Source organism: Trabulsiella odontotermitis, assembly GCF_001188485.1.
Taxonomy (GTDB): Bacteria; Pseudomonadota; Gammaproteobacteria; order Enterobacterales; family Enterobacteriaceae; genus Trabulsiella; species Trabulsiella odontotermitis_A.
Window position 1 is genome coordinate 1 of the sequence record NZ_JNGH01000056.1, and the last position, 14,191, is coordinate 14,191.

At 55.6% G+C, this 14,191-nt stretch carries 13 protein-coding genes and 1 pseudogene; 7 read left to right on the forward strand and 7 right to left on the reverse strand.

Annotation, left to right across the window (positions count from 1 at the left end):
- The 3 genes from GM30_RS26555 to pdeR all read left to right on the forward strand — a co-directional run.
- The coding region (locus GM30_RS26555; RefSeq protein ID WP_476690504.1) for a carboxymuconolactone decarboxylase family protein at positions 1-376 on the forward strand (376 nt) is incomplete at its 5' end.
- Between the two features lie 39 nt (positions 377-415).
- The gene (locus GM30_RS04140) at positions 416-2,350 is read left to right on the forward strand and encodes an exoribonuclease II (RefSeq protein ID WP_049847602.1); all 1,935 of its coding nucleotides are present in this window, start codon (positions 416-418) and stop codon (positions 2,348-2,350) included.
- Positions 2,351-2,528: 178 nt separating this feature from the next.
- A complete protein-coding gene (gene pdeR / locus GM30_RS04145) occupies positions 2,529-4,520 on the forward strand; it encodes a cyclic di-GMP phosphodiesterase (RefSeq protein ID WP_049847603.1) in 1,992 nt (663 codons plus the stop codon).
- Here pdeR and GM30_RS04150 read toward each other — a convergent pair.
- Positions 4,517-5,386, reverse strand: a complete 870-nt coding sequence (locus GM30_RS04150; protein WP_049847604.1) for a crotonase/enoyl-CoA hydratase family protein — start codon at positions 5,384-5,386, stop codon at positions 4,517-4,519. The genes pdeR and GM30_RS04150 overlap by 4 nt on opposite strands.
- 187 nt (positions 5,387-5,573) lie before the next feature.
- Here GM30_RS04150 and GM30_RS04155 point away from each other — a divergent pair, with 187 nt between their 5' ends.
- From GM30_RS04155 to osmB, 3 genes are all read left to right on the forward strand, one after another.
- Positions 5,574-5,756, forward strand: coding sequence for a YciZ family protein (locus GM30_RS04155; RefSeq protein ID WP_049847605.1), 183 nt, complete (start codon positions 5,574-5,576; stop codon positions 5,754-5,756).
- A 1-nt stretch (position 5,757) separates the two neighbouring features.
- Positions 5,758-6,507, forward strand: coding sequence for a DNA-binding transcriptional regulator YciT (gene yciT, locus GM30_RS04160; protein WP_049847606.1), 750 nt, complete (start codon positions 5,758-5,760; stop codon positions 6,505-6,507).
- A gap of 275 nt (positions 6,508-6,782) precedes the next feature.
- Entirely contained in the window at positions 6,783-7,001 is a 219-nt protein-coding gene (gene osmB, locus GM30_RS04165) for an osmotically-inducible lipoprotein OsmB (RefSeq protein WP_049847627.1), read from the forward strand.
- Positions 7,002-7,104: 103 nt separating this feature from the next.
- On the opposite strand, the gene yciH is transcribed toward osmB, so the two are convergent.
- The 5 genes from yciH to pgpB form a co-directional block, all read right to left on the reverse strand.
- On the reverse strand, positions 7,105-7,431 hold the full coding sequence (yciH, locus tag GM30_RS04170) for a stress response translation initiation inhibitor YciH (protein ID WP_049847607.1): 327 nt from the start codon (positions 7,429-7,431) through the stop codon (positions 7,105-7,107).
- Positions 7,431-8,168 carry an orotidine-5'-phosphate decarboxylase gene (pyrF, locus tag GM30_RS04175; protein WP_049847608.1) on the reverse strand — a complete coding sequence of 246 codons (738 nt, stop codon included), beginning with the start codon at positions 8,166-8,168 and terminating at the stop codon, positions 7,431-7,433. Before pyrF ends, yciH begins: the two co-directional genes overlap by 1 nt.
- A 186-nt stretch (positions 8,169-8,354) precedes the next feature.
- Entirely contained in the window at positions 8,355-9,524 is a 1,170-nt protein-coding gene (gene lapB / locus GM30_RS04180; RefSeq protein WP_049847609.1) for a lipopolysaccharide assembly protein LapB, read from the reverse strand.
- 6 nt (positions 9,525-9,530) lie between these two features.
- Positions 9,531-9,839 (reverse strand): LapA family protein, encoded by a 309-nt coding sequence (locus GM30_RS04185; protein ID WP_049847610.1) that lies wholly within the window; start codon positions 9,837-9,839, stop codon positions 9,531-9,533.
- A gap of 151 nt (positions 9,840-9,990) precedes the next feature.
- Entirely contained in the window at positions 9,991-10,755 is a 765-nt protein-coding gene (gene pgpB, locus GM30_RS04190; RefSeq protein WP_049847611.1) for a phosphatidylglycerophosphatase B, read from the reverse strand.
- Positions 10,756-10,936: 181 nt separating this feature from the next.
- On the opposite strand from pgpB, the gene ribA reads away from it, so the two are divergent.
- The gene (ribA, locus tag GM30_RS04195) at positions 10,937-11,527 is read left to right on the forward strand and encodes a GTP cyclohydrolase II (RefSeq protein WP_049847612.1); all 591 of its coding nucleotides are present in this window, start codon (positions 10,937-10,939) and stop codon (positions 11,525-11,527) included.
- A 36-nt stretch (positions 11,528-11,563) separates the two neighbouring features.
- On the opposite strand, the pseudogene acnA reads toward ribA, so the two are convergent.
- Positions 11,564-14,064 (reverse strand): annotated as a pseudogene (gene acnA, locus GM30_RS04200) (aconitate hydratase AcnA).
- Between the last annotated feature and the right edge of the window lie 127 nt (positions 14,065-14,191).

Consider the following 14,191-nt stretch of genomic DNA (forward strand, 5'->3'; position numbering starts at 1 on the left):
GCTGGAGCAGCCGACAACCTCGCATCTGCTGGTCGCCCTGCTCGCCGCACGCATCAACGGCAGCCAGCAGTGTTTCCTTACGCTGACGGAGCGCTGGCACGGTGCGCCGGGGCTTCCTGACGCGGTACGCAACGGCGAACGGGCATTGCAGGCCTGGGGGCATAATCATCCGCTGGAACGCGCCGTGATTCAGGCCGCGCAATTGTTGACCCGTGCGCCGGACAGATTCAGCGCCGCGCAGCTTATTCCCCTGCAGGAGCAAGGTTTTTCCGTGACCGATGCCGTGTCGTTGCTGGCATGGTGCGGGCTCAGCGGCTGGTTGAACCGTCTGAAAAAACCCGAAAGAGCGCTTGCTGACACCGTGAGATTCGCGTAAAACTGTCAGCCGCTCTTTTGGTCACGAAAATACATCACTATGTTTCAGGACAACCCGCTGCTTGCTCAGCTTAAACAGCAACTTCATTCCCAGACGCCGCGCGCTGAAGGGGTGGTTAAAGGCACGGAAAAAGGCTTTGGCTTCCTTGAAGTGGACGCGCAAAAAAGCTACTTCATTCCGCCGCCGCAAATGAAAAAGGTGATGCATGGCGATCGCATCATCGCGGTCATCCACTCTGAGAAAGATCGCGAAAGCGCCGAGCCGGAAGAACTGGTCGAACCGTTCCTGACACGCTTCGTCGGCCGTATTCATAAGAAAGACGATCGTCTGTCAATTACCCCTGACCATCCCCTGTTGAAAGAAGCCATACCCTGCCGCGCCGCTCGTGGCGTTGAGCACGATTTTAAAGAGGGTGACTGGGCCGTTGCTGAAATGCGCCGTCATCCGCTGAAAGGCGATCGCAGTTTTTACGCTGAACTGACGCAGTTCATCACCTTTGGCGACGATCACTTCGTGCCATGGTGGGTGACCCTCGCGCGCCATAACCTCGAAAAAGAAGCGCCGGATGGCGTGGCAACCGAGATGCAGGACGAAGGTCTTGCGCGTCGCGATTTGACCGCCCTGGAATTTGTTACCATCGACAGCGCCAGCACGGAAGATATGGATGACGCGCTGTACGCCGAAGCCGCTGACGATGGCAAAATGCACCTCACCGTGGCGATTGCTGATCCGACCGCCTGGATTGTGGAAGGAAGCAAACTGGATAACGCCGCGAAAATCCGCGCCTTTACCAACTACCTGCCGGGCTTCAACATCCCGATGCTGCCGCGCGAACTGTCTGACGATCTCTGCTCGCTGCGCGCTAATGAAGTGCGTCCGGTGCTGGCCTGCCGCATGACCATCGCTGCCGACGGCACCATTGAAGACGATATCGAATTCTTCGCCGCAACCATCGAATCCAAAGCAAAACTGGCCTACGACGACGTTTCCGACTGGCTGGAAAACAACGGGCGCTGGAAGCCGGAAAGCGAGGCTGTTGCACAGCAGATCACCCTGCTGCAGCGTATCTGCCAACTGCGCGGCGAATGGCGTCACACCCATGCGCTGGTATTTAAAGACCGCCCGGACTACCGCTTCGTGCTGGGTGAGAAAGGCGAAGTGCTGGATATCGTTGCTGAGCCACGCCGTATCGCCAATCGCATCGTTGAAGAGTCGATGATTGCCGCCAACATCTGCGCCGCCCGCGTGCTGCGCGATAAGCTCGGTTTTGGTATCTACAACGTGCATACTGGTTTCGATCCTGCAAACAGCGAACAGCTGGCTGCTCTGCTGAAAACGCACGATGTGCATGTTGATCCGCAGGAAGTGCTGACGCTGGATGGCTTCTGTAAGCTGCGTCGCGAACTGGATGCGCAGCCGTCAGGCTTCCTCGACAGCCGTATTCGCCGCTTCCAGTCCTTCGCGGAAATCAGTACAGAACCTGGCCCGCATTTTGGGCTTGGCCTCGAAGCGTATGCCACCTGGACCTCACCGATTCGTAAGTACGGCGACATGATCAACCATCGTCTGCTGAAAGCGATCATTAAAGGTGAAACCATTGCCCGTCCGCAGGACGAGGTGACGGTACAAATGGCCGAGCGTCGCCGTCTTAACCGCATGGCGGAACGTGACGTTGCCGACTGGCTGTATGCGCGTTTTCTGAATACGAAAGCCGGGACTGACACACGTTACGCCGCTGAAATCATCGATATCAGCCGTGGCGGCATGCGCGTTCGTCTGGTGGATAACGGTGCGGTGGCGTTCATCCCTGCCCCGTTCCTGCATGCCGTTCGCGACGAACTGGTGTGCAGCCAGGAAAACGGCACCGTGCAAATCAAAGGCGAAACCGTCTACAAAGTCACTGATGTGATTGACGTGACCATCGCCGAAGTACGTATGGAAACCCGCAGCGTTATCGCTCGTCCGCTTGCCTGATGATTGACTGAGCGATCTCCTGACGGGGATCGCTCCTTTATCCCCTTATCTGCTTTACCACACACAATTTTTTTCCATTTTCCCCCCACAAAACACCAAAACCGTTCACAATAAAAAAGCGTTACCGCGATTCCTATATGGATATTTTGACTATTGCGCGATCTGACCGGGAGAAGTCATGACTGAGGAACTGGAGCAAAACCTGCTCTATCGTTATCTGGGAACCACCAGCCCGTACTGGCGATTATCGGGCGACAGCAACGCCCTGAATCTGGCGGCCACAGAAAGCACGGACACGCGCCAGGTGGTTGCCCTGAGCCCGGAACAGGCCAACAGCATCCGCGAAATGACGGTGATCACTTCCAGCATAACCATGTCCATTTCGCTGTATGGCGATGAGGTCCCTGTTCATCTGGTTGGCCGTAAAATCAGCAAATCACAGTGGGCTGGCACCGCATCGGCCTGGTCTGACACCAGCTCCGTCGCCCGCGATCTGGTGCAGGGGCTCTCTTTTGCCGAACAGGTAGTCTCAGAAGCCAATTCGGTGATCGTCATTCTCGACAAGCACGGCAACATTCAGCGCTTCAATCGGTTGAGCGAAGAATATACCGGCATGAAAGAGCATGAGGTGATTGGCCAGAACGTGTTTAAGCTGTTCATGAGCCGCACCGAGGCGGCCGCATCAAAAAAGAACATCACCGGCTTTTTCCGCAATGGCAACTCCTATGAAGTCGAGCGCTGGATCAAAACCCGCAAAGGGCAGCGACTATTCCTGTTCCGCAATAAATTCGTCCACAGCGGTAGCGGCAAAAATGAAATATTTCTGATCTGCTCCGGCACCGATATCACCGAGGAGCGCCGCGCGCAGGAACGGCTGCGCGTGCTGGCGAACACCGACACCATCACCGGCCTGCCGAATCGTAACGCCATTCACGACATGATTGCCGACGCCATCGCCAACCGCGGCGACACCCAGGTTGGGGTGGTCTACCTTGACCTCGATAACTTCAAGAAGGTCAACGATGCCTACGGGCATATGTTTGGTGACCAGTTGCTGCAGTCGGTGTCGCTGTCGATTTTAAGCTGTCTGGAAGAGGGTCAGACGCTGGCGCGCCTGGGCGGCGATGAGTTTATCGTGCTGGCGACTGACTCTTCTCAAAGCTCGCTGGAAGCCATGGCGTCCCGTATTCTGACGCGTCTGCGCGAGCCGTTCCGCATCGGCCTGATTGAAGTCTATTCCGGCTGTTCGCTGGGTATCTCCCTTGCCCCGCAGCACGGCACCGATCGCGAAAGCCTGATCCGCAACGCCGACACCGCCATGTATACGGCGAAAGAAGGCGGACGCGGGAAATTCTGCGTTTTTTCGCCGGAAATGAACCAGCGCGTGTTTGAATACCTGTGGCTGGACACCAACCTGCGCAAGGCGCTGGATAACGATCAACTGGTGATCCACTATCAACCGAAAATTACCTGGCGCGGCGAAGTGCGTAGCCTCGAAGCGCTGGTACGCTGGCAGTCGCCGGAACGCGGTCTGATTCCGCCGCTGGAATTCATCTCTTACGCTGAAGAGTCCGGCCTGATCGTCCCGCTCGGTCGTTGGGTGATGCTCGACGTGGTGCGTCAGGTGGCGAAGTGGCGCGACAAAGGCATTGATTTACGCGTGGCGGTTAACGTCTCAGCTCGTCAGTTGGCCGATCAGACCATTTTCAGCGATCTGAAACAGGCGCTGCACGATCTTAATCTCGAATACTGCCCTATCGATGTTGAGCTGACCGAAAGCTGCCTGATTGAAAACGAAGCGCTGGCGCAGTCAGTGATCGAACAATTCAGCAAGCTCGGCGCGCAGGTGCATCTGGATGATTTCGGCACGGGGTATTCGTCGCTATCGCAGCTGGCGCGTTTCCCGATTGACGCCATTAAGCTGGATCAAACTTTCGTGCGCGATATCCACAAACATCCGGTTTCGCAGTCGCTGGTGCGGGCGATCATGGCGGTGGCGCAGGCGCTGAATTTGCAGGTGATTGCAGAGGGGGTCGAAAGCGCGAAAGAAGACGCCTTTCTTACCAAGAACGGCGTCAATGAACGGCAGGGATTTTTATTCGCGAAGCCCATGCCCGCAGCCGTTTTCGAGCGATGGTTTAAGCGTCGTCAGGCGCGCAAAGCTCGTTAGCTGGCTTTACGCAGGATGACTGACGTATGCCGGTTCTGCAGCTGAACCAGACGCTCCATGTAGGCAATGTCTTTTTCCTCTAAGCAGAACGCGGCGTCCACCCAGTCTTCGGTAATATCCATGAGCTCGCTGCGCGGCAGTTGCAGAACACGCTGACGCGCGCGCAGCATTGCCCGCACGCCGTTCAGTTTTGGCCGTAGCGTGTCGATGAACGTACGCGTGGTGACGTAACTGTCGCCGGGCTCGAACAGCACGTCGACCAGACCGCGCTGCTCATGCCATTCCGCGGTATGCGACTCGCCGCGGTAAATCAGCTCTTCCGCCAGCTTCATACCGGCGCGACGACTGACCAGCGAGTAGCCGCCCATCCCAGGAAAGAGATTAAAGGCGATTTCCGGAAAGCCGAGCCGGGCATCACGCTGCGCGATGACGAAATGGTGCGCCAGCGCCGCTTCAAAACCGCCACCGAGCGCGCTGCCTTCAATCATGGCTAACGACAACGCCCCGGTGCCAAAACCTTGTGACGCGGCGTGTACGCAGTCTACGCAGGCACGTGCGTAGGCACGTAACGCTTCACGTCGTCCGTTGCGAATACACTCGACAAAAAACCGCAGATCGCCTCCTGTGTTGTACATGCCGGTCACCAGCGAGCCGGTAACCCAGAAATCCACCGCGAAACCGGACTGCCGGACCAGCCAGGAGAGGTTCATGATCTCTTCAATCAGGCTGTGGTTAAAACAGGGTCGCGGCTGGGATCGTAGCATCATCCAGACAGTCCTCCGCTCCTCCTCATAATACGCAGAGAGCTGGGTGAAACGTTCAGCATCAGTGAACAACGTGCAGGTGGGTTGATTAATGACTGTCATATCAGGTTCCTCATAAAAAAGCGCATTGCGCGCAGGATTAGCCTAATCCAGCCATCACCACCGGGTAATCAGCGGCAACTATTAATAATTTATGGTAATGCCTCTAACCAGGACTTTTTTTCACTTCTCTTTTGCCTGCATTTTTTGCATCATTGAATTCATTCATTATTATTGTCAGGATCATGCCATGTCCGATCTCGATGCACGCCAGGTCGCCCAACGTATTGATACCGTTCTGGACATTCTTGTCGCGGGTGATACCCATTCGGCAATCAATAATCTGGAAATTTTAAAAGCTGAACTGCTGGCTCAAGCCCGGAACGAGCAGGAAAACAAATCGGGGCCGGATAAATCGCCCTGGGAAATATGATATGAACGCCCGACAACAATCTATCCTCCAGACGGTGATCGATAAAGGTCGCATGAGTGTGACCGATCTCGCCAGGATGACTGGCGTCTCCGAAGTGACGATTCGCCAGGACCTGAATCTGCTGGAAAAACAAAACTATTTGCGCCGTACCCACGGTTTTGCCGTGCCGCTCGACAGCGAGGATATGGAAACGCGCATGATGAATAATTTCTCCCTCAAGCGCGAACTGGCGGCATTTGCGGCCTCGCTCGTCAGCGCGGGAGAAACTGTGTTTATCGAAAATGGCAGCAGCAACGCCCTCCTCGCCCGCACGCTGGCGGAGCGTGGCGACGTGACGATTATTACCGTCAGCAGCTATATCGCTCATTTACTGAAAGAAACGCCCGGCGAAGTGATTTTGCTGGGGGGAATCTATCAGAAAAAGAGCGAAAGCATGGTTGGCCCGCTGACGCGGCAATTTCTGCAGCAGGTTCATTTCAGCAAAGCGTTTATTGGTATTGACGGCTGGCAGCCAGAAACCGGGTTTACCGGCCGCGATATGATGCGCACAGATGTGGTTAACGGCGTGCTGGAAAAAGGCTGTGAAGCCATTATTCTTACCGACAGCTCAAAATTTGGCGCGGTACACCCGTATACACTCGGCCCGGTCAACCAGTTTAATCGCGTGATTACCGACAGCGGTCTTGCAGCTTCCAACCAGCTTCTGCTGGAACAGTCAGGCCTGCATGTCGATATCGTTCAACGCCCCTGAAATTAACGTCCGGTACGCCCTTGTACGCGCCGGACGATATTCCCCGCATATGAGACTTTTCTTAACTGCCAATTAAGAGTTTTTACCTGTCTGATATTCAACAAAGACGTAAAATTAATATTAGCGATATAACAGGACGTGATTATCACCTGCGTGATTTCCAGCACTACTTGTTACCTGCGCAACCGTGTTTCATGGAATTCCTCAAAGCCGATCTTTTATACTATGCTTAGAGGGAGTTTCTTCCATGAATCGATAATTCAGGAGAAAATATGATGACTTCAATGAGCAAAAAAATGACTGCGGCCGCTCTGGCGGTAACCCTGGTAATGTCGCTTAGCGCCTGTTCTAACTGGTCCAAACGCGACCGCAACACGGCAATCGGCGCGGGTGCGGGTGCGCTCGGTGGTGCAGTCTTAACCGACGGTAGTACCCTGGGTACGCTGGGTGGTGCAGCGGTAGGTGGTATTATCGGTCACCAGGTTGGTAAATAAGCCACATCCGCCATATAACGAAAATAAAGTATTTGGTTTTCAGGTCTGACTTACGCACCAAAATAAATATGGGCCACGTGCTTTGCACGTGGCCCAAAATATATCAGCCGCCCGCTAACTTCACTTTATAGCCTTTGCTTTCGAGCAGCGATTTAATCAGATCGCGTTTATCGCCCTGTATTTCAATCACCCCCTCCTTCACGGAACCGCCGCAGCCGCATTTCTTTTTCAGCTCTGCTGCCAGTTTCGCCAGCGCCTCATCGTTTTCATCGATACCGGTGATAAGACAAACGCCTTTACCTTTACGTCCGCTGGTCTGACGCTGAATGCGCACGATGCCGTCACCTTTTGGTCGTTCCGGAGCCGCTTTCGGTTCATCAATCCGCCCGCTTTCCGTCGAATAAACCAGACGGCTGTTTGAATCGCTCATTAGCCCTCCTGTCGCAGCGAAGCGTTAATGGCCCGCAGCGTTTGCGCCGGATCGGCAGACTGCGTGACCGGACGCCCTATTACCATATAGTCCACGCCCGCCGCCTGCGCCTGTTCCGGCGTCATAATACGGCGCTGATCGCCCGCATCGCTCCCTGCCGGGCGAATACCCGGCGTCACCAGACGGAATGCCTGACCGAACGCCTGTTTGAAACGCACCGCTTCCTGCGCGGAACAGACCACGCCGTCCAGCCCGCATTTCTGCGTCAGTGCCGCCAGCTTTTCGGCGTAATCCGCCGGGGATAAGGTTACGCCCAGATCCTGCAGATCGCTGGCTTCCATGCTGGTCAGTACCGTCACCGCAATCAGCAACGGCGCCTCTTTACCAAACGGCAACAGCGCTTCACGCGCCGCAGTCATCATACGTGCCCCGCCCGACGCATGGACGTTCACCATCCATACGCCCAGATCTGCCGCAGCGGCAACCGCATGGGCGGTGGTATTGGGAATATCGTGGAATTTCAGGTCGAGGAAAATGTCAAAACCGCGCTGTTGCAGTTCGCGAACAAACTGTGGCCCAAACAGGGTAAACATCTCTTTTCCGACTTTCAGACGGCAGTCGCGCGGGTCGATGCGATCGACAAACGCCAGCGCGTTGTTGCGGTCATTGTAATCGAGCGCAACAACAACGGGAGAAGCGGTAACCACGGAGGAAGAAGAGGAAGCAGGTGACGTCATGAGCAGACCTTCTTGTTGATGGGCGCGGTTCAGGCGCGAAAAAGGTAAACGGCGAGCATTCTACCTGCGATGCCTGCAAATTGACAGGGCCGGTTCCCCGCTGCGAGGCGATACGGGCACGATGCTGAAAGTGAGTGCGGGATTATCTTTTAGTATGTTGTAACTAAAATCGGATTTTTTTAAAAATTACTGCCCGTCGAGGCCGCGAATCGGTTTCACGGTCGACCAGGCGCGGCAGGACGGGCAATGCCAGTACAGCGTGTAAGCAGTGAAGCCACACTTTTGGCAGCGATAGCGCGGTTTGCTGCGCACCTGCTCGCCCACCATGTCACGCAGCACCATCAGGCTCTCTTTCGCGCGCCCTTCTTCTGCTTCGTTGAGGTGGTAATCCATCAGTTTATGGAACACCCGCATGGTCGGGTGACGCTGAAGCTGGCGGGTTATGTAGGTTTGCGCGTTGTCGCTCCCCTCTTTCTGCTCCATGATTTGCGCCATCATCAGTTCGGCAGTCGCACCGGTGTTTTCATCGACGCAACGACGGAGGAACGCTTCCCATTCGTCATTTTTACCGAGTTGCTGATAGCAGGTTTGCAGCATTTCCAGCGTTTCGCTGACCAGCTCACGGTCCTGATCGATCACCCGCTGCAGGCTTTCCACCGCTTTGGCGTAATCGCCCTTCGCCATCCATACGCGGCCCATCATGATGGAAATACGCGCGCTGTTGCGGTCAGCTGAAGCGCCTTTTCGCAGCAACTGCATGGCCTTGTCCATGTCGTCGTTGGCCATCTGCTGGAGTGCCAGCTCGCACCAGAAATGGGCGATCTCCACCCGATGCTTCTCTTTACCCAGTTTGACCAGCCGTTCGGCAACGTCGATGGCTTTCTGCCAGTCGCTGGTCGCCTGATAAATTTGCAGCAACTGTTGCAGCGCGCCGATGCGGAAATCAGTTTCATCCACCAGCTGGCTGAACATGTCTTCGGCGCGGTCATACAGCCCCGCCGCCATGTAGTCACGCCCCAGCTGTTGTACGGCCAGCAGGCGCTGATCGTAAGTCAGGGACGCGCTTTCCATCAACGTCTGGTGGATGCGGATCGCGCGGTCGACTTCACCACGGGAGCGGAACAGGTTACCGAGGGTGAGGTGCGCTTCGACGGTGCCGGTGTCCTCTTTAAGCATGTCGAGGAACAGATCCACCGCTTTATCTTGCTGATTACTGAGCAGAAAGTTGACCCCCGCGACATAGTCACGGGATAAACGATTCGCTTCGTCCTGTTTGGACTGTTGTGCACTTCTGCGACCCATGTACCAGCCATACGCAGCGGCGACGGGCAAAAGCAGAAACAACAACTCCAGCATAGATAATTATTCCTTCACAGCCGGGACACCCGGTTCTGACGGTGACACGGTTGCAGGCGCAATCTGGTTTTCCAGGCGCTTTACTTTGCGCTCGGCACGCATCAGTGAGACGCGCACGCGCAGCCAGAATATCCCGCAGACCAACCAGCCAATAACGAACCCTGCGGCAAACAGCACGGCCAGAAGCGTAGAGATCCGAAACTCTCCCTGCGCCAGCAGATAATTGAACGTCACCAGCTGATCGTTTTGCGCGCCAAGCGTGACGGAGACGACGAAAATCGCCAGCACCAGTAAGAAAATGAGTAAATATTTCACATTACTTCCCGTTATGTGGTTTGAGCGAATAATGTTTGTGCAACATGACGCATCCAGCCTTATAAAGTACCATCTTCGCCTTACCTGTGAAACGGGTAACCGCAATGACAACGGTTGATCTGCGGGTAAACTCACTGAAAATCAACCCTCGCTATGGCAGGGGATCGCGCTTTTTGATGTCCTGCGCCTCTTCGCCCGGCGGCGTCAGCGGCCCACAGATGCGTTGTGCCAGCCACGTTGCCAGCGTCACCAGCAGCCAGGACATCAAGGTTGCTACCACCAGATCCCGCGGCCAGTGCATCCCCAGCAGCAGCCGGCTGCCCATCACTGCGGTGGCCCAGAGCAGCAAAATGGCGATAGTGACCGTGCGACGGCGCGGCCAGAGCAATCCGACACCCAGCAGCGCCCAACTGGCAGCAAACATCGTATGACCGGACGGAAAGGCAAAGCCGGTCTCTTTTTGCCAGTGTTTGCGCAAAAACACCGGAATTTCCGTCTGTTGCGCCAGCTGTTTTTTCACCAGACTGGAACGTTCCTTCCGCTTTAAAGTGTAGAACTCATCGACGGGGATCTGCTGTGTTTTTTCCAGCCAGATGACAAACGGACGCGGCTCCTGCACCCGCTCCTTGACCCAGGATTTCATCCCCTGGCCGATGAGGATCGCGCCCGCCAGAATGGCAAACAGCATGATAGCCGCGCGCAGGCGAAAGCGCAGGCACCAGAAAAACCAACCGCACAGCAGCACGTGAGTGATGAGCCCCCACGGTTGCGTCACGGTTTCCGTCATCCAGAACAGAAATTTCAGCCAGCGGCTGTCGTGCCCCGGCGCCCAGTGCCAGCCGGAAACCCAGACCGCAAGCGGCATGATCAGTAATAACGCCGCACCGAGGGTGGTACGTCTGGCGATTGAAAGCATCTGAACTCCTTATCTTCTGTCTTTCATCATCATAACTGAAAACCCACGTGACGGTAAAAGTGACAAAATTGTGCGCTTTGTGCAGCCCCTTCGGTGAGTGATTAGGTGAAGTCTGTCGCATTGTGGCAAAATAAAGGCAAACAGAAGGCACACTACGTGCCGGAATAATCTGGAGAATCACATGCAGCTTAAACGTGTGGCAGAAGCCAAACTGCCAACCCCCTGGGGCGATTTCCTGATGGTGGGTTTTGAAGAACTGGCAACCGGGCAGGATCATGTCGCCTTAGTGTTTGGCGATATTTCTGGCCAGATCCCTGTACTGTCGCGTGTCCATTCAGAATGTCTGACGGGCGACGCGCTTTTTAGCCTGCGTTGTGATTGCGGTTTTCAACTGGAAGCGGCGTTAGCGCACATTGCTGAAGAAGGTCGTGGTGTGCTGCTGTATCACCGTCAGGAAGGACGAAATATTGGGCTGCTGAATAAAATTCGCGCTTATGCGCTGCAGGATCAAGGCTACGACACGGTCGAAGCGAACCATCAGCTCGGTTTTGCCGCCGACGAGCGCGATTTCACTCTCTGTGCGGACATGTTCAAATTGCTCGGCGTTGACGAAGTACGTCTGCTGACTAACAACCCACGCAAAGTCGAAGTGCTGACTGAAGCGGGCATCAACATCGTTGAACGCGTCCCGCTGATTGTCGGCCGCAACCCGAAAAACGCCGTGTACCTCGATACCAAGGCGGCGAAAATGGGCCATCTGCTCGGCGAATAAAACATAGCGGCGCCCTGGGGCGCCGTTTTTGGCTGCTTAATTCAACATATTACGTATCACATAATGCAGGATCCCGTCGTTCTGGTAGTACGTCAGCTCTGTCGCGGTATCAATGCGGCAGCGACAGTTGACGATCTCCTGGCGACCATCCGCACGGGTTAAAATGACCGGTATCGTCGCGCCGGGCTTGAGCTGATTCAAATCATGGATGTCGATTTTTTCTTCCCCGGTCAGCGCCAGCGTTTTCCGCGTTGTCCCCTGCGGGAACTCCAGCGGCAAAATACCCATCCCGATAAGATTCGAACGGTGAATACGTTCAAACGACTCGGAAATCACCACGCGCACGCCCAGCAGACGAGGCCCTTTAGCAGCCCAGTCGCGGCTGGAGCCTGAACCATACTCTTTACCGGCAATCANNGGCGTGTTGTCTGCCTTATAACGCATCGCAGCGTCATAGATGGAGATCACTTCCGTGCCTGGCAGATGCCGCGTCATGCCGCCTTCAACGCCCGGTACCATTTCGTTACGAATACGGATGTTAGCGAATGTCCCGCGCATCATCACTTCATGGTTACCGCGTCGTGAACCATAGGAGTTGAAATCGCGACGTTCCACGCCGTGGCTCAGCAGATACCGACCTGCCGGGCTGTCGAGCTTGATGCTGCCCGCCGGTGAAATGTGGTCTGTAGTCACTGAATCGCCGAGCATGGCAAGAATACGCGCCCCGCGAATGTCCTCCACCGGTTTCGGCAGGACCTCCATCTCCTCAAAGAATGGCGAGAGGCGAATATAGGTGGAATCATCCTGCCAGCCGTAGGTATCTGAATGGGTGATCTGAATGGCTTTCCACTCTGGCGTACCTTCAAACACTTCGGCATATTCTTTGTGGAACATTTCGGTCGAGACTTTTTCCACTTCATGGGCAATCTCCTGACCGCTCGGCCAGATGTCTTTCAGATAGACCGGATTACCCTGCCAGTCATGCCCCAGCGGATCGGTGGTCAGGTTGATATTCATGTTGCCTGCCAGCGCATAGGCNNGTTACGGTTGCCGGACAGCACCGCGCCTACCGTCAAATCACCCTGTTTGATGGCGTGTTCGATGGGATCGGGCAGCGGGCCCGAGTTACCGATACAGGTGGTACATCCATAGCCAACAAGGTTGAATCCGAGGGCATCCAGCGAGGTTGTCAGCTGCGCGTGGGCTAAGTAGTCAGAAACCACTTTCGATCCCGGCGCCAGCGAGGCTTTGACCCACGGCTGTGTTTTTAAGCCGCGATCGACCGCTTTTTTCGCCAGCAGCCCCGCTGCCATCAGCACGCTGGGGTTGGAGGTATTGGTACAGGAGGTAATCGCCGCGATCACCACCGCGCCATCCGGTAGCTGATACTGCTGACCGTTCAGCGTAAAATCGACAGGACGGTGATCTTTCTGCGCCGCGTTGACTTCCAGCTCATTGCTGGCGGCAAAGGCTTTCGGCACATCGGCCAGCGCCACGCGGTCCTGCGGGCGTTTCGGCCCGGCGAGACTGGCTTCCACGTCGGCCATATTCAGCTCAAGGGAACTGGTGAACACCGGTTCGTCGCCGGTGTTGCGCCACATCCCCTGCGCTTTGGCGTAGGCTTCCACCAGCGCCACCTGCTCTTCGCTACGGCCGCTCAGACGCAGATAGTCCAGCGTTACAGCATCAATGGGGAAGAAACCGCAGGTTGCGCCATATTCCGGCGACATGTTACCAATGGTGGCGCGGTCGGCGAGCGGCAGCGTATCCAGCCCGTCGCCATAGAATTCTACAAATTTACCCACCACACCGTGCTTACGCAGCATCTGGGTGACGGTCAGCACCAGGTCGGTGGCGGTGATCCCTTCGCGCAGTTTGCCGGTCAGTTTGAAACCAACGACGTCCGGTATCAGCATCGACACCGGCTGGCCCCGCANNGGCCGTTGATCATGGTGGTGTGGGAATCGGTACCGACCAGCGTATCCGGGTAGGCCACCCATTCGCCGTTCTGCTCTTCGCTCCAGACCGCTTTGCCTAAATATTCCAGGTTAACCTGGTGGCAGATGCCGGTGCCAGGCGGCACGACGCTGAAGCGACTGAATGCTTGTTGGCCCCAGCGCAGAAAGACGTAACGTTCATGGTTACGCTCCATTTCCAGACGCACGTTTTCACCAAAGGCGTCATCATCGCCGAAGCGGTCGACGGTCACCGAGTGGTCAATGACGAGATCAACGGGGGACAGCGGGTTTACTTTGGCGGTGTCACCGCCGAGGCGCTTAACGGCTTCACGCATGGCGGGCCGANTCACGGTCGGCATGGGCACTTTTCAGCCATCCGGCCAGGGCATGAATGTCTTCTTCTGTGACGGAATCTCCGTCCTGCCAGCGCAGCAGGTTCTCCAGCAGCACTTTTAACGATTTTGGCAGGCGGGAAATATCTCCAAGCTGTTTCGCGGCCAGCGGCAGGCTGTAGTAATGATACGTTTTGTCTTTGACCTGTAGTGTGTCCTTACTGGCTTCTCGTAGTGTCGACGACATAGCTCCTCCTTAATGACAGGGATAGCGACACCCTGATTATCCTCAGGGTCTGTTATTAAAGATAACACAAACATGTCGTAACGATTTGATAACAACCCAAATTGATAAATCGCGGCTGTTTCAGACG